Annotated in this window: 12 protein-coding genes; 7 read left to right on the plus strand and 5 right to left on the minus strand. The window is 59.9% G+C overall.

Going from position 1 to position 16,296, the window contains the following annotated elements:
• Window positions 1–3: 3 nt before the first annotated feature.
• The 4 genes from ABLV04_RS22330 to opgC are packed head-to-tail and all read right to left on the minus strand — an operon-like array spanning window position 4 to window position 3,682.
• Complete coding sequence (locus ABLV04_RS22330; RefSeq protein ID WP_023289382.1) at window positions 4–342, minus strand: STAS domain-containing protein; 339 nt, start codon at window positions 340–342, stop codon at window positions 4–6.
• Window positions 332–1,546 carry a SpoIIE family protein phosphatase gene (locus ABLV04_RS22335; RefSeq protein WP_180265679.1) on the minus strand — a complete coding sequence of 405 codons (1,215 nt, stop codon included), beginning with the start codon at window positions 1,544–1,546 and terminating at the stop codon, window positions 332–334. Before ABLV04_RS22335 ends, ABLV04_RS22330 begins: the two co-directional genes overlap by 11 nt.
• 8 nt (window positions 1,547–1,554) lie before the next feature.
• Window positions 1,555–2,454 carry a hypothetical protein gene (locus ABLV04_RS22340; RefSeq protein ID WP_044522506.1) on the minus strand — a complete coding sequence of 300 codons (900 nt, stop codon included), beginning with the start codon at window positions 2,452–2,454 and terminating at the stop codon, window positions 1,555–1,557.
• 10 nt (window positions 2,455–2,464) lie between these two features.
• Entirely contained in the window at window positions 2,465–3,682 is a 1,218-nt protein-coding gene (gene opgC / locus ABLV04_RS22345; RefSeq protein WP_180265681.1) for an OpgC domain-containing protein, read from the minus strand.
• Between the two features lie 276 nt (window positions 3,683–3,958).
• Between opgC and ABLV04_RS22350 the strand changes: the two genes are divergently transcribed.
• The 7 genes from ABLV04_RS22350 to ABLV04_RS22380 are packed head-to-tail and all read left to right on the plus strand — an operon-like array spanning window position 3,959 to window position 15,339.
• Entirely contained in the window at window positions 3,959–5,776 is a 1,818-nt protein-coding gene (locus ABLV04_RS22350) for a cellulose synthase catalytic subunit (RefSeq protein WP_180265682.1), read from the plus strand.
• Entirely contained in the window at window positions 5,773–7,104 is a 1,332-nt protein-coding gene (locus ABLV04_RS22355) for a DUF3131 domain-containing protein (RefSeq protein ID WP_023289377.1), read from the plus strand. Before ABLV04_RS22350 ends, ABLV04_RS22355 begins: the two co-directional genes overlap by 4 nt.
• Window positions 7,101–8,648: a DUF3131 domain-containing protein gene (locus ABLV04_RS22360; protein ID WP_065812992.1), complete on the plus strand. Its 1,548-nt coding sequence runs from the start codon at window positions 7,101–7,103 to the stop codon at window positions 8,646–8,648. Before ABLV04_RS22355 ends, ABLV04_RS22360 begins: the two co-directional genes overlap by 4 nt.
• Window positions 8,633–10,027, plus strand: coding sequence for a DUF3131 domain-containing protein (locus ABLV04_RS22365; protein WP_180265683.1), 1,395 nt, complete (start codon window positions 8,633–8,635; stop codon window positions 10,025–10,027). Before ABLV04_RS22360 ends, ABLV04_RS22365 begins: the two co-directional genes overlap by 16 nt.
• Complete coding sequence (locus tag ABLV04_RS22370) at window positions 10,024–10,458, plus strand: hypothetical protein (protein ID WP_023289374.1); 435 nt, start codon at window positions 10,024–10,026, stop codon at window positions 10,456–10,458. The genes ABLV04_RS22365 and ABLV04_RS22370 overlap by 4 nt, the downstream gene beginning before the upstream one ends.
• Window positions 10,459–10,460: 2 nt before the next feature.
• A complete protein-coding gene (locus ABLV04_RS22375; RefSeq protein ID WP_180265684.1) occupies window positions 10,461–13,151 on the plus strand; it encodes a response regulator in 2,691 nt (896 codons plus the stop codon).
• A complete protein-coding gene (locus ABLV04_RS22380; protein WP_147733784.1) occupies window positions 13,141–15,339 on the plus strand; it encodes a glycoside hydrolase family 2 TIM barrel-domain containing protein in 2,199 nt (732 codons plus the stop codon). The genes ABLV04_RS22375 and ABLV04_RS22380 overlap by 11 nt, the downstream gene beginning before the upstream one ends.
• A 24-nt stretch (window positions 15,340–15,363) precedes the next feature.
• Here ABLV04_RS22380 and ABLV04_RS22385 read toward each other — a convergent pair whose 3' ends face one another.
• On the minus strand, window positions 15,364–16,233 hold the full coding sequence (locus ABLV04_RS22385) for an aldo/keto reductase (RefSeq protein WP_117136829.1): 870 nt from the start codon (window positions 16,231–16,233) through the stop codon (window positions 15,364–15,366).
• Window positions 16,234–16,296 lie beyond the last annotated feature (63 nt).

Genomic DNA, 16,296 nt, shown 5'->3' on the forward strand with positions numbered 1-16,296 from the left:
GCATCACGGATTGAACTGCGCAAGGGCTGAAGTGCGATCCTCGCAAATACGAAAAATACGATCCATCCTGGTCAGGGTAAACATATTGCGGATGCCGGGGTTCAGCGCGCACAGTGTCATTTCTCCTTTACCATTCATCATTTTCATCAGCGAAACCAGCGTTCCCAAACCGCTGCTGTCGATAAAATCGATTTTACTGAAATCAACAATCAGATCGGTGCGATCTTCGCCTATCTCCTGGGCGATTGCCGCTTTAAAGGCTACCGCGACGGACGCATCCAGCCGACGCACCGCCGGCGTCAGGATCGTCACCGAGGCCTGCCGTTCGGTTTCAATTTTCATCACTGTCCCCTGTTCGTTCAATAATCAAGAGTGAAACATCATCGGCCATCGCCTGAGTCTCCTGCCCGTCGCCACTGCGCCAGCGGATCAGGTGCCGGGCAAACCCCGGCAGCAGCGCGGGCAGCGGCTGCGTCACGCTGTCCTGCAGCCATGCTTGTAAACGCGCCTCGCTAAACTGTTCACCGCTCCGGTTTTCACATTCGCTGATGCCGTCGCTGAACAGGCACAGCCGCTCTCCCGGCGCCAGTGAGAAACTGACATCTGCCCACGAGAGATGGTCTATCAACCCCACCGGCGCCCCGCCGCTGCCGACCGGACGGACGGCTGCGTCCGGGCTCACGATAAAAGGCGTGGGATGCCCGGCCTGACAGAGTTTGCCCGCGCCGGTCTTCAGGTCGATGACGCCATAGATCAGGGTGAAATAGCTGACAATCTCTGTTTCGTCACTGCAAAAACGACCATTAAGGATCGCCACCACTTCAGCAGGCGACGCCGGCTGGTTGTCTGCCGTAAAAAGAAAGCGCTCAACGGCCCTGCCATGCAGAAACTGGCGGGCGACGGCGAGCGACATCATCGCCGCCCCCACGCCGTGTCCGGAGACATCCACGCAGTAAAATCCGAGACGATCGCCCAACGGGAAGACGTTAAAAATATCCCCCGACACCCAGGCCGAGGGCAGGAAAATCCAGTCGGAGAAAAATCCCTGATGACGCAGCTGATGAGCCGGGAGAACCGACTGCTGAATGCGCGCCGCCAGCTCCAGATCCTGTTCAATCTGTCGCAGCGCTTCGCTCAGCCGCGCATTGCGCGCGGCGAGGTCAGCCTCAAGGGAGAGGATCCGCGACCCGGCGTGCAGCCGCGCCCGCAGTTCGCTCTGCTCTACCGGTTTGCTGAGAAAATCATCGGCCCCGGCCTCAAACCCCTGCGTTAAATCGCCAGGGTCTTCGCGAGCGGTAAGCAATATCAGATAAACGTAGTGACCAAACTGGCGACGGCGAACTTCCCGGCACAGCGTCAGGCCATTCATCTCTGGCATCTCCCAGTCGCTTATCACCAGGCTGACGGGCTGGTTTTCGAGGATCGCCAGCGCGGCGACGCCGTTTTCCGCCTCACTGACGATATAGCCCCACTGCGTCAACATCCGGCTTAGCAGCCGACGATAAACCAGCGAATCTTCAACAATCAGGACGTGCTGTGCCGACATCGCGCCTCCTAAATCGGCAAGAACCAGATAAGGCTGATCGTGCCTTCACGAAACTTGCCGCTGCCGCTGTCGTGCCCCGGATAGCGGGTACCGGCATAGTTGGCATACTGCACAGAGAACGATCCTGGCGTATAGCCCGCGTAGCCGAAACTGTAACTGTAGTCGCCATTCCACGGCTGCTGCTGGCTACTGTCCGGATACCAGAACGCGGTAGCGCGTACAAAAAAATGCTGCTTAAAGGTATATCCGCAGCCGCCGAGCAGCACGTTTTTGTTTTTGCGGATGTCATCGCTCTCCAGATCGTAATAGCGCGGCACCCAGCTGTAGCCTACCTGGCAGATAATGGCATCGCCTTTGTTAATCAATAGCGCATGCTCCATGGGTTTCGGCAGCGAAAATTTATACGCCAGGGTAATCGCCCCCTGCTCAAAATAGGTGTGACGCTTGCTGCCCGAAGTCCAGAAGTGGTTATCGCCATAGTTACTGTAAACCAGGCTGACGGTGTTGGCATGCCAGTCGTCGTAGCCAAAACTATAGCGAAAATCGGCGGTATAGCGGCTGGTATCGGTCACCGGTAAACGTGATGTCACGTTGGCGAACCAGAAGCTGTAAGGCGAGTATTGCAGACTGAGGTTCAGCGTCTGATTATATTTTTTCTTCTGTTCTGCGCTGTCTGAGCTGTTGGGGACGGTCATCCACTGCTCTTTTAAACCCGAACTAAAGCTCAGCGCTCCGGAAAACACCTTGTCATTCCCGGAAAAAAGCCGTCCCCAGCGGCTGGTAAACACGCCGGCCTGCACCGGTTCACCATTTTTATCACGCAGCGGTTGTGCGTCGTTCTTTTCTGCTCCTTCAGCACCTGCGATGGCGCACCATAGCGCGCAGGCCAGCATATATTTCTCCCGCATTTGCCCTTCCTTAGTTAGGTATCCAGCGTGCGGCGACGCGGTATTTGGCCATCAGCCACAGTACGCCCAGCGCGGCGGCATGGATCAAGGTGTTCACTATCCACGCCTGGCGCCACAGATCGAAGGTGACCAGCTGGCTTACGGCGAGCACGATGTAAACATGCAAAATAAAGGTGTAGAGCGAACGCTGCCCGAGCGGGATCAGGAACCAGCCTGCCAGCCAGTTCAAGGGGCGCCAGCACCAGGTCAACAGCAGATAAATAGTGACCATCAGACTGATATCATTAAGGATCCGTACCGGCCCGAGGCCGTTTTTTGCCGCCCAGGTATGGTAAAAGGCGTTAAATTCCGCCGGTGGGATCACATGCATCAGCAGCGCGGGCGGCATAAAAGGATTGGTATGATTCTGGGCGATAAACGCAAGGATAAGCGCGATGCACACCAGCGCCGCGACGGCGACTTTGCCGGGCGGCATGCGGGCGAAAGAGATCAGTTCCGCTTTGTACCAGCCGCAGCACATTCCCAGCACAAAGATAAATTGCCAGGCCATCAGGGGAAAGGCGAATTCAAATTCGCAGGGCGTCACCCGTACCGGCCAGCGTTGCCAGCAGCCGTAGATCAGCAGCGAGACGCCCAGTAATGGGTAGACGTGACCCTTTTGCAGCATGCCGAGAAACAGCGGGCTGAGCAATAACAAAAAAATATAGAGACCGAGGATCTGCGTCTGATGCGGGCCAATCTGCAGATAGAGGATAATGTTAAACCACGTCTCTTTTATTTGTGGGGTTAGCGGATAAAGCGACCAACTGGTCCCGGAAAAGCGGTCGGTAAAATGAGTGACTTCATAGACATTAATATGAGGTAAATATCTCAGCAAAAGAAAAGAGACAATAATAATAATATTAACCTGATATATTTTCCAGGCGCGAAGATAAAGCCCCCAGCTCACCGTCAATAATACTGCCTTTTGTAATCTGACACGATTTAGCATCCCTAACATGAAGCCGGACAGGATCACAAAGCCCTCGGCACCGGTGGTCAAACCAAATCGTTCCCAGCTGAAAATATTAAATATCGACATCACTTCGGTATGCGCCACCACCATCATCACGAGAGCAATACCGCGCATAAAGTCGATACGCAGGTCGCGATCCCCGGTCAGAGAGTAACGCCAGGCCGTTGATTTATCAGTTTCTTTTTGCGAAATCGCTGAAACAACCTGGCTCATGAGGGATCCCGTCGTCTACCCTGCAACATTTATTACAAATTATTTAGATAGTGTAGAATGCGCTATCTTGCAATGCTCATTTTATAAATTCCGCCTGCGTACATCACACTATGTTAAGTCATCCCGGTGACTATCATTTCGCGCTGTTGAAATTTTTACGCCACCATCTACACTCACTTTACTGTTATTTATAAGCCCCTGTGCGTTCTGCAGAACGCCGCCAATCAATAACAGACCAGTCATTCAAACTCAGCGCGGAATCAGGATATCCTTGCTATGGATTTTTATTTTTCCCGTTTTGAACATCGTCGACCGCCTGAGCCGCTCAGCACCCCGCGCTGGGTGAGGATGATCTGGCAGGTATTAGCCGTGGCCGCCCTGGTTCTCGGCGCCAATTATATTTACTGGCGCTGGACCGCGTCTTTAAATACCGACGCCCTATGGTATGCCGTTCCGCTGGCGCTGGCGGAAACCCTGGCGTGGATTGGCACAGTCCTGTTCACCATTAATTTATGGCAGGAAAAAGATCCTCCGCCAGGCGTCCCCCCGACGGAGATTAACGACTGTCTGCGAGCGGATGAAGCGGTGGAGTCGAGGCCGATTAAAGTCGATCTGTTTATCGCCACCTACTCCGAAGATGTGGAGCTGGTCAGGCTGTCGATCCGTGACGCCATGCGGATGACCTATCCCGGTCCGCTCGACTATAAGGTGCATGTTCTTGACGACGGGCGTCGCCCGGAGATGAAGGAGGTCTGCGAGCAGGAGGGGGCGAACTATATCACCCGTCAGAGCAATATCGGCTATAAGGCCGGTAACCTGCGCAACGGGCTGGAACATACCGATGGCGACTTTCTGATCATCTGTGATGCCGATACCCGCGTTTTCCCGACCCTGCTGAGCAATACGCTCGGCTATTTTCGCGATCCGGACGTCGCCTGGGTGCAGACCCCGCAATGGTTTTTCGATCTCCCTGAAGGGGAGGATCTGGCGCGCTGGCTGCGGCGTAAAGCGGGCGGCGCAGGCTACGGCGTGGGCTGGCTGGCGCAGAAAATCGTCGGTCCGGTGACCATTGGTCGCGATCCGTTTTTCAACGATCCGCGCATGTTTTACGACGTGATTTTACGGCGCCGCAACTGGGCTAATGCCGCATTCTGCTGTGGCGCCGCCTCCGTTCACCGGCGGGAAGCGGTGATGCAGGCCGCGCTGCGCAGCTACGTCTGGAGCGTTGACGCCGAGATCGCGCGTCATACGCGGGATATTCGCGACCCGGCAACGCGGGAAGCGCTGCAGGAGGCCATGCGCCCCCACGTGGCCTTCGATACTGAACTGACGCCCTATAAGTTCCACGTCTCGGAAGATATTTATACCTCCATCCTGCTGCACGGCGACGCTGCCCGCCGCTGGCGCTCGGTAATGCACCCGCGGATCGAGTCGAAAATGCTCTCGCCGCAGGATATGCTGACGTGGATGATCCAGCGCTTTAAGTACGCCGCCGGTTCGCTGGATATCCTGTTCCATGACAACATCTTCAGCCGCCGCCGCTTTAAACTCTCGCTGCCGCAAACGCTGATGTACGCGACCACCTTCTGGTCCTATCTGGCCTGCGTATGGAATACCGTGTTCCTGATTTCACCCATTATTTATCTCTTCACCGGCATTCCCCCGGTGTCGGCGTGGTCTACCCCTTTCTATCTACACTTTTTACCCTTTTTTATTGTCTCCGAACTGGCCTTTATGTTCGGCACCTGGGGTATTTCGGCCTGGGACGGCCGGGCCTCTTACCTCTCCTTTTTCTCGATGAATCTGCGGGCGCTAAACACCGTTTTGCGCGGGGAGCAGATCAAATTTCACGTCACGCCGAAAGAGCGACAGACGGGCCGTTTTCTCTATCTCGTCAAGCCGCAAATTGCCATCGTTGTACTCACCCTGACGGGGCTGCTATGGGGCGGCATTCAGGTGGTGCGCGGGCAGGTTGACGACCCCTCCGGGTACGTCATCAACATTTTCTGGGGCGCGGTGAATATTGCCGCCATGCTGCCGCTTATCTTCGCCGCCATATGGACGCCCCCCGAAGAGCAGGAGGCAAGTCGATGAGGATCCGCGATGCCCTGCTCCCCGCCCGCAGCTACCTCACCATCCTCATTGGCTTCCTGCTGGGTTTTGCGATTGTCGTGTGGGTGGAAAAACAGATGCCCGCGCGCGTCGAGAGCAGCGGTGGGATGACGTTGAGCCAGGATTTTCCGCCGCTCCCTGCCCCGCGCGAGCTGACCTTTGACGAGGCGATCTGGGCGCGAGTGGCCTGGCAGTATTATGTGAATAATACTCAGCCAAACGGTCTGGCCAACGCGCACGATGGCGAACCCTGGCTTAGCCTGTGGAGCGTCGGCAGCTATCTTTTCGCCGTGGTCGCCGCAGAGCAGCTGCATATTGTGACCGCCGCCGAAGGTGATGAGCGCATTGCCGCCGCCCTGTTTACGCTCGGTCAACTGCCCCTCAACGCCCTGGGATTGCCCGCCGCTCAGTACCATGCCGACACGCTGCAGATCCTCGGCAACCCGGACTCCTCCGCCATCGGTATGGGACGCCTGCTCACCGCCCTGCAAACGCTGCTCTGGCGCTATCCTCAGCACGCCGCCGCGGTGCGGGATCTGTTTAATCAGTGGCGGGTCGGCGCGCTCATCAGCAACAGCCCCGCCAGCCAGGCCGCTGCGCCGCTGCACCACTGGGCGCTGGCGGCGGATGAACCGCGGGACAGCTTTGGCTACCGGCTGTACGCCAGCCATACGCTGCGGCTGATCGACAGCGCCGCGGGGCTGGCGGTGACCAACCCGCCGCAGGGGCAGCAGATGATCGATATCGACGGCATCATGGTGCCCGACGAGGGGCTGCGCACGCCCTGGGGTCGGCAGCCTTCGCTGATCAGCCTGCCGTACCTGCTCACCGGGCTTGAGCTGGGCTTTGACGCGCAGAGCGCGGAGATCGCCTGGCGCATCATGCAAATCCAGCAGCGCCGTCATAGCCTGAGGGTCAGCAAGCCGCCGATCAGCACCGACTACGCCGAGCCCGCGCCGGATTATGCCAGCGCGCTGGCGGACCGGCAGCCGCAGAGCGCCTTCGCCCCGCGCAGCGCCGCCCCGGAGCAATCGGCGATCACCTCCACCCGCACCGCCTTTGCCTGGTACGCCCTGTTCCGTAATAGCTGGAGCGAAGCGCTGCGCCAGCAGGTCCAGACGCTGCAGGTCCCGGGCAGGGGCTGGCAGCGCGGGTTAAACCTCAACCGCAGCGTCAACGACGTTATTGACGGCGATACCAACGCGATCGTGCTGGAAAGCCTGGCCTACATTTCCCGGGGGCAGATGCTGTGTCTGGCCTGCCTGAGCCCTGCCCCTCTCCCCTCGTCCTCAGCAGGAGCAACGCCATGAAGCTGATCTATTTATCCCGTTTTCCCCTGCTGGCCGGACTCATGGCGCTGTGGCTCTCGCTCTCCGGCGCGCAGGCCGCGACCGGTCTGCCGGCTGCGGAATACGCCCCGCGCAGCGGGGAGCTGACGCCGAGGGAGATGACTATCGCCAGAAACGCCTGGCAATATTTCGTCGCCAACTTTCAGCCCACCACCGGGCTGGTCAATGCGGTGAACAAATACCCCTCCACCACCATGTGGGACAGCGCCTCCTATCTGGCCGCGATGACCGCGGCCCGTGAGCTGGGGATTATTGATAAGGCGGAGTTCGACCGTCGGATGCTGAAGTTTCTCGCCACGCTGAATAAGCTCGATTTATTCCGTAACGAATTGCCCAACAAAGCCTATAACACCGTGAGTGGACAGAAGGTGAACTACCAGAACAAGCCGGGCGAAATCGGCTATTCGGCGCTGGATATTGGCAGAATGCTGATCTGGCTGAAGGTGATCAAGGAGCGCTATCCGGAATACAGCAACAGCATCGATAACGTGGTGCTGGGGTGGGATTTCAGCCATGTGGTCGATCCCTGCGGCACGCTGTACGGGGCGTATCTGGAAAACGGCCAGCCAAAATACGTTCAGGAAGGCCGCCTGGGCTACGAGGAGTACGGCGCGGCGGGCTTTCAGCTGTGGGGATTTAACACCTGTCAGGCCAGCCGGCCGCAGCCCTACGAGCTGGCGGAGATTTACTGCGTGCTGGTCCCCTATGATTCGCGCGACCCGCGGCAAACCAGCCAGCATAACTATGTGGTCAGTGAATCTTACGTGCTGTATGGCATGGAGTTTGGCTTTGATAATCCTGCTGACCGGAACAACAGCCCGCGCGAGTACTCCCATCCTTGGATGAAAAACTTTGCCGACCGGGTCTATCAGGCCCAGGAGAATCGCTACGCCATCACCGGGATCCTCACCGCCCGCTCCGAGCATCAGCTCGATAAATCCCCGTACTTTGTCTATGACACGGTGTTCAGCGATGGTTTTAACTGGAACACCATAACCGACAAAGGCCAGTTCGTACCGAACAGCGCCGCCGTGTCGCTCAAAGCGGCGATGGGGATGTGGGTGCTGTGGAACTCGCCCTATACCGATCGTCTGCTGGACGCCATTGAAAACGCGAACGAAGCGGGTAAAGGCTATTACGAGGGGCTGTATGAGAACGGCGACGGGCCAATCAATGAATTTACCGCCAACAATAACGGCATCATGCTGGAAGCGCTGCTGTTTAAAAAAGAGGGCAAACTGCTGCAGTTTTCCAGCGACAATCCGAAAAACCGCAATTTCGCCCCGTCGCTGTGGGACAAGAAGCTGGTGGATCTCTTTGAACCGAATAACGGCCCGCGCAATCGCCCGTTCCTGAGCAACACCCCGGCCGTCAAAACATGGTGCGAGCAGACCGGGACCACGCAGCGCACCCAACCCGCCTGCCAGGCCTGCCAGTGCGCCGCCTGCAAGGCTGACGAGCCCGTTAAACTTCCGCCGGTGACCGCGCAATGCTTAAAACCATAGCCCGCTGGCTGGCCGTCGCCGTCGTCCTGCTGCTTATCGCCCTGGCGCTGTTTGGTCGCGAAGGCGCGGGGTGGCGCTGGCTGACTAAAGGCGGCTGGCACACCACCGCCCGTATCAGCAGCCTGACGCCGCAGGAGCGGACGTGGGCGCAGATCGCCTGGCGGTACGTCGAGAACAATACCCAGCCGCATACCGGCCTGGTCAACGGCAGCGACAAACAGCCCCGCGCGACGCTATGGCAGATGGGCGACACCCTTATCGCCCTGCTCGCCGCCAGAGAGCTGGGGCTGGTAAAGGAAGCGGAATTCGACGCCCGCCTGACGCCCCTGCTCGGCACCCTCAATCGACTGACGCTAACCGACGGCGGTTCGCCGGGCAGGCTATACTCCACTCAGACGGCGACCCCTGTCGACTTCAGCGGCAAACCGGCGGGCAGCGGCTGGTCAGCGAAAGATATGGCGCGACTGATGCTCGCCCTGCGGCTCACCGCCGAACGCGCGCCGCAGTATGGCGAGTACATTGATAAAATTATCCTGCGCTGGAACTTCTGTCCGGTGATCGATAAAGACGGTGAGCTGTGGTCCGCCTCACTGCAGAGCGGGCAGCGGACGATCCGCGAGGAGCTCCGGCTGGGAGACAGTGAATACGCCGCCAGCGCGTTCCGCCTGTGGGGATTTCCGGCCGGCAAGGCTCTCTCTCCCCCGGCGCGCCATGTGATTATTTATCAGCGCCGCCTCGCCGTTGACGACCGCGACCCGCGAACCACCTGGCAACCCGTGGTGCTCTCCACTCTGCCCGCCATGCTGCCGGGACTGGAGTTCGGCTGGCAGCCGCCTGGCGTGTCGGAAGAGGTACAAAAAGCCATGCGCGCCCGGGCGGAAGGGATATGGCTCAGCCAGAAAACGCGCTGGACGCAGGATAAGGTGCTCACCGCCCGGGCCGATTTTTCGCTTACCCAGGCGCCCTGGCACGTGGAAGACACCGTCTGGGGAAATGGCTACGCCTGGAATACGCTCGGGGACGACGGGAAATACTACCCCCGGCTGGCGCAGGTGACCACCAAAGCGGTCTTTGTCCTGTGGACGCTGTGGGAAACCGAGTATACCGATGCGCTGATGGCGGTCACTACCCATCTTAACGACCCGCAGCGCGGCTGGTTTGAAGGTCGGGTCGAGGCCACCGGCGACGTCAACGCCACCCTCACCCTCTCCACCAACGCCATGGTGCTGGAGGCGCTGTTTTACAAACACAACGCCGGGCCGTTGTTCAAAAACGGCCTCGCGGATGACAACAGCTACTTTGCCCGCCGCGCGACGGACGAATTTAACCCGCCCCGCCGCTGCCTGCCGGGCGAACGGGTCATGAGGAGCGCACCATGAAGTTTTATCGCGATCTCTTTGAAGCCAGCCTGAATCGCGTCGTACCGGAGCACGACAAACAGCGCTTCTTCGAGGCCTTCTACACTACTTTTATCCATATGTCTGCGGAAACCGAGCAGCACTTCTCACAACGCTCTGGCGAAGAAGGCCAGCAGATGATCTTTAAAAGCTTTTTCGCCATGCTGGCGGTCAACGGCGACCTCTTTGTACCCGATTTCCTGGAACGGCTGGCGCGGGCGCAGAGCGAGGAAGGCCTGCGTCTGCCGCCGCGTTTTTTTGCCCTTTGGCGGGAAGCGATGCTCAAAACCGTCCGCGCCAGCGATCCGCTGTGCGATGAGGAGATCCTCACCGCATGGGCAATGGCCATCGCCCCTGGGCTTGAGTATCTGCGCCGCCAGGCTGAGCTGCACTATCAAACCGCTGGCCAGTAATCATGCATGCCGCTAACCGTACCGACCTCAACCTCCTGCCCTCGGCGGTGATGATCTACGATGAGCGCGAACGACTGCAGGCCTGGAATGATAAGGTGGCGTTGTTTTATCCAACGATCGCGCCCTGGCTCGCCGTCGGCGCCTCTCTTGAGAGTCTGGCGGAGAAGTTTATCGATGCCGGATATAACATCGACCCAGGCCGGCAACAGACGCTGCGCGAGGCGATAATCCGCAACTGCCGCCAGACGAACCACTGCGAGGTCCGTCAGTCGGGCAACCGCCGGATTTACGTTCAGCATCAGCGGCTGGCGGATGGCGGGATTGTCAGCCTGCATACCGACATCACTGAGCTTGACGAGGCCCGACGCTCGCGTCACCAGCTTCATGACGACTTTTTATTCACCGCGGAGTCGATCCAGATCGGCATCTGGGACTGGCAGGTCTCCGGCGACAGCCTGCAGGTCAATGACACCCTGCTGGCGATGGTCGGCCAGTCACGGGCGCAGTGGCGCTTTCCACTGCGTTTTATGCTCAATCTGGTCCACGAGGAGGATCGCGCCACCCTGCAGCAGGCGATGATCGCCTCGCAAAACGAGCATATGCCGGTTTTTGAATGTGAACTTCGTGTCCAGCACCCCACGCAGGGCTGGCGCTGGATGCTGCTCTCGGGGCAGATCGTCACCCTCAATATGCAGCAGCAGGCAGAGCGGGTGATCGGCACCTTGCAGGATATTACCCGGCGCAAAGCCGCAGAGCTGCTGGCCATTGAGGCGGCGAAGGAAGCCCGCGAGGCGAACGAAGCGAAAAGCGCCTTCCTCGCCAATATGAGCCACGAAATCCGCACCCCGATGAACGGCATTCTCGGCATGACGCAGCTCTGCCTCGACACGCCGCTGACCGCGGAGCAGCGGGAGTATCTTTCGCTGGTGATGAGCTCAGCCCAGTCGCTGCTGCACATTATTAACGACATTCTTGATTTCTCACGCATTGAGTCGGGCAAGATGCAGGTGGACGAAGAGCCGCTGGAGATCCGCCCCTTTGTTCAGTCGCTGATCCGCCCGCATATGCCTGCCGCCAGCGAAAAGGGCATTGAGCTGCTGGTGGATATCTCCCCAGCGGTGCCCGAGGTGCTGATCGTCGATGGCCCCCGGCTGCGGCAAATCCTGACCAACCTGTTGGGTAATGCGCTGAAGTTCACGCATCAGGGGGAGGTTCTGCTGGCGATAGCCCCGGCCGACGACGAAAACCGCTGGCGCTTTCGCATTCGCGATACCGGCATCGGCATCGCCGCGGAGAAGCAAAAGGCGATCTTCGAAGCTTTCAGCCAGGCCGATAGCTCCACCACCCGCCGCTACGGCGGCACCGGTCTGGGGTTAACCATTTCGGCCCGCCTGGTCAGCCTGATGGGCGGCGAGCTGACGGTGGAGAGCCAGCCCGGGGCGGGCAGCGAATTTGCCTTCACCCTGCCGCTGGCAGCGCTGCACGCCGCCGCCGACAGCGCCCCGCTGGGCCACTTTAACCACCAGCGGGTGCTGGTGGTTGACGACAACAGCACCAACCTGCGCCTGCTCGACGCCATGCTTCGCCAGATGGGGCTGATGCCAAGCTGCGTGGACAACGCCGGAGAGGCGCTACGCCGGGCCGCCGAAGGGCCGCCCTGGCCGCTGATCCTGCTGGACGCGCAGATGCCGGATATGGACGGCGTATCCCTGGCGCTGGAGCTTTCCGCCCTGCCCGAGGCCCGGCAAAGCCAGATTATTATGCTCAGCTCCATGAGCCGCCATTTTGACGCCAATATGCTCAAGCGCATCGGCATTGCCCATTATCTGCATAAACCGGTGGCGCAGCGCGAACTGCATCAGGTTATCGCCGGCATTCTGGTTCCCACGCCGGTGGCGGCGACAGCGCCAGCCCCCGTTGCGGAACCGGTCAGGGAGCAGGCCGGGCTGCATATCCTGCTGGCCGAGGACAATCTGGTTAATCAGAAGGTCGCCAGACGGCTGCTGGAACAGCTTGGTCACCGCTGCGAGGTGGTGAACAACGGCCGGGAGGCGCTGGCGCGCTGGCGCGCCGACTGCTGGGATCTCCTGCTGATCGATCTGCAAATGCCGGAGATGGACGGTGAAACCGCCATCCGCCTGCTGCGTGAAGAGACGCAGGCGCTCGGCCGGGAGCACCAGCCCGCGATGGCTATGACCGCCCACGCGATGCAGGGCGATAGAGAGCGCTGTCTGGCGATGGGCTTTGACGGCTATATCGCCAAACCGGTGAGCCAGGAGGCGCTACGGGAGGCCATCGCCCGCGTCGGCGCGGCGGAAGATAGCGGTCCGGAGGAAGAGCAAGGCCTGCCGGACGAGGCCCGCCTGCTGAAACAGTGCGCCGGCGATCCTGAGCTGGTCGAGGAGCTGCTGGGGCTCTTCGCTGCTGGGCTTGACGCTGCCGCCGCCGCCCTTACCCACGCCATTAACGCTAATGACCGGGAGACGTGGCGTCGCGCCGCCCACAAACTGCGCGGCGAGGCGGCCACCCTTGGCTTTCAGCGCCTTTCCGGGGTGCTCCAGCAACTGGAGACCCAGGCAGCCTCGCCCGACCAGAGCGTGCCGGGCGACCTGCAAGACACGCTGGCCGAGGCGATCGCGGGCTGCCACCTGTGGCTGCGCCGCAGAATGCAGGAGGCTCCCCGTGATCGCTAGACGTCTTCTGCTGCTGGTGGTTTGCCTGCCGCTGGCGCACGCCGGCTCAGCGCCGGTGACCTGGTCACTGGCCGGACAATGGCGGGTGCATGACGCCAACGACAGCGCCTTCGACGGCGCGCAGGCTTCGGACAGCGGCTGGCGCACGCTGCGGGTACCGGCAAACTGGTACAGCGCCGGATACGATCATCAGGGCGCCCTGTGGTATCGCCATCAGTTTACCCTGCATGGCCTGACGCCGGACGCCATGGCCACCCTGGTGTTTGACGGCGTCGATTACTTTGCCGAGGTGGCGCTCAACGGCAAGACGCTGGCCCGGCACGAAGGGTATTTTCAGCGCTTCCCGGTGGACATCACCGGGGTCGTTCGCCGCCATAATCAGCTCGACGTGCGGGTCGACAGCCCCTATGAAGACCCGCAAACGATCTGGCCGCTGCACAAAACGCTGATGAAAGGGATCCTGAACCAGCACGATACCCGCCCGGGCGGCGCCTGGTCGGTTCAGGGGCAGGATGCCAATTCCGGGGGGATCTGGGCGCCGGTGAAGCTCCATCTGAGCCGCGGCGTCACCCTCGACGAGGTGATCCTGCGTCCGGACTGGCGACAGGGGCTGGAGCACCCCATTCTGCGTGCCGAAATCCGCTATCGCGCCGTGACCCCCGGCCCCGTCACGCTGCGCCTGACGGCCACCCCGGACAATTTTTCCGGCCCGCGTTTTCAACAGGCCTTCGCGGTCACTCTGGAGAACACCGCAGGCGTCCTGCGCGTCTCGCTGCCCATGCCCTCAGCAAAGCTCTGGTGGCCCGCGGGTGCTGGCAAACCTAACCTCTACCGGGTGCGCGCCACCCTCGCGGATAACCGGGGGATCATGGATACCGCCGTCACCCGCACCGGATTACGTAAGGTGGAAGCGCTGGCGGACAATCAGGGCTGGCGCATCAATGACAAACGGCTGTTCATCAAGGGCAGCAACTATATTGGCTCGCCGTGGCTGAGCACCATGACGCGGAAAAAATATCGCCGGGATTTCAGGCTAGTCACGGCCATGAACGCCAACGCCATCCGCGTTCATGGCCACGTGGCGGGCCGCGCGCTGTATGAGGTGGCCGATGAGATGGGGCTGATGATCTGGCAGGATGTTCCACTGCAGTGGGGTTATGATGACAGCGTCGCCTTTGCCGATAACGCGGTGCGCCAGACCCGGGCGATGATGGACCAGTTCGGCAATTCGCCGGCGATTATTGTCTGGGGCGGTCACAACGAGCCGCCGTGGAACTCGCCGTGGATGGAGAAACGCTTCCCCGACTGGCGTAAAACCTTAAACCAGACCCTGACGCAGCGGGTGGGCGATGCGCTGGCGGAAGATACCTCCCGCATCGTGCATCGCTTTTCCGCTGTTGAAGAGCACTACTGGGCGGGCTGGTATTTCGGCACCCTGCGCGACCTGCTCTCCCCGGCGAAAACCGGGATTATTTCCGAGTTTGGCGCCCAGGCGCTGCCCCGCCTCTCCACCCTGAAGACCATTATCCCGGCCCGTCTGCTGTGGCCGAAAACCACCGCCGCCGACGACCCCGGCTGGGTGCGATGGAAGTACCATAATTTTCAGCCTTTCCAGACCTTTAAATTTGCCGGTATTCCACGAGGCAACACTATTCAGGAGATGATTGAAAACACCCAGGCGTATCAGGCCAGGCTGGTGGCGCTGGCAGCGGAGAGCTATCGCCGCCAACGTTATCAGCCGGTGACCGCCCTGTTCCACTTTATGTTTGTCGAGACATGGCCCTCCATCAACTGGGGGGTGGTGGATTATCTGCGCCAGCCGAAGGCGGGTTACTATGCCCTGCAGCGCGCCTATCAGCCGATCCTGCCATCCATCGAGCCGGTGACCGCCAGCTGGCGTCAGGGCAGCCCGGCGACGGTGCGCCTGTGGGCGATTAACGATACCTGGACGACCTGCGAGGATTGTCGCCTGACCTGGCAGGTCAGGCAAAATGGCCAGATGCTGGCTCAGGGGGAAACCACCCGGACCCTGCCGCCGGACGCCGGCCAGATGATCAGGGAGCTGACCGTCACCCCCGCCGGCCCGCAGCCCGTGACGGTCGACTACCGCATCGACAACCGTCGCGGCACACGCGTGGGCGCTAACCAGCATACCGAACCCGTCGCCGCGGCGCTGGCAGCTAAATGAAGCAGGCTTCACGCTGAGCCACGATCAGTCGTGGATTTTCACCCCCAGACAGCCGCGAACGAATTCAGGGTTAAAGTGTTTCACTGCTTCGCCAACGTAACCTAAATCCAGATCGCTAATTTGCGCCATTTCGCGCGCGGTGAGCGAGAAATCCCAGATGGCAAAGTTCTCTTCAATACGCTCCTGGCGGGTGGATTTAGGAATGACCGTGACGCCTCGCTGCACGTTCCAGCGCAGGACCACCTGAGCAACGGTTTTTTGGTGGGCATCGGCAATCTCCTGCAGCATAGCCTCTTCATACGGATTATGTCTGCCACCGCCTAACGGCGCCCAGGCTTCCGGCTGAACGTGATAGTGCATCATGGTTTCCAGCGCCGCGGGCTGCGCGAAATAAGGATGTAGTTCGACCTGATTCACCATCGGCCTGATTCTGACGGTTTCGCAGAAGTTAGCTAACACATGGGCATAGAAATTGGACACGCCGATCGCTTTGAGGGTACCGGCTTCATAAGCCTCCTCCAGCGCGCGCCAGGCGCTGAAATAATCGCCCATCGCCTGATGCAACAGATATAGATCGAAGTATTCCAGCCCGGATTTTTTTAAGGACGCGGCAATCCCGGCTTTCGCCATTCCGGCGTTGGCCATGTCCTGAACCCACAGTTTGGAGGTAATAAATAGCGCCTCGCGGGTACACAGACCTTCGGCGATGGCTTCGCGAACGGCCTCCCCCACCGCATCTTCATTATCGTAGACGGCGGCGGTATCGATGAGGCGGTAGCCGGTGCGAATGGCGTTCAGCACCGACCGCTTACACTCTGCTTTATCGGTTACCTTAAAAACGCCAAAACCCAGCATCGGCATTTTACGGTTGTTACTTAATACGCAATATTCCATGGTCAGCCCTCATCTTGTTTAACCATCATGGTAGGCCATAAACGTCGCCGTGATTACCCTGTC

Source organism: Klebsiella sp. JN_Kp127, from assembly GCF_040062505.1.
Lineage (GTDB): Bacteria > Pseudomonadota > Gammaproteobacteria > Enterobacterales > Enterobacteriaceae > Klebsiella > Klebsiella quasipneumoniae.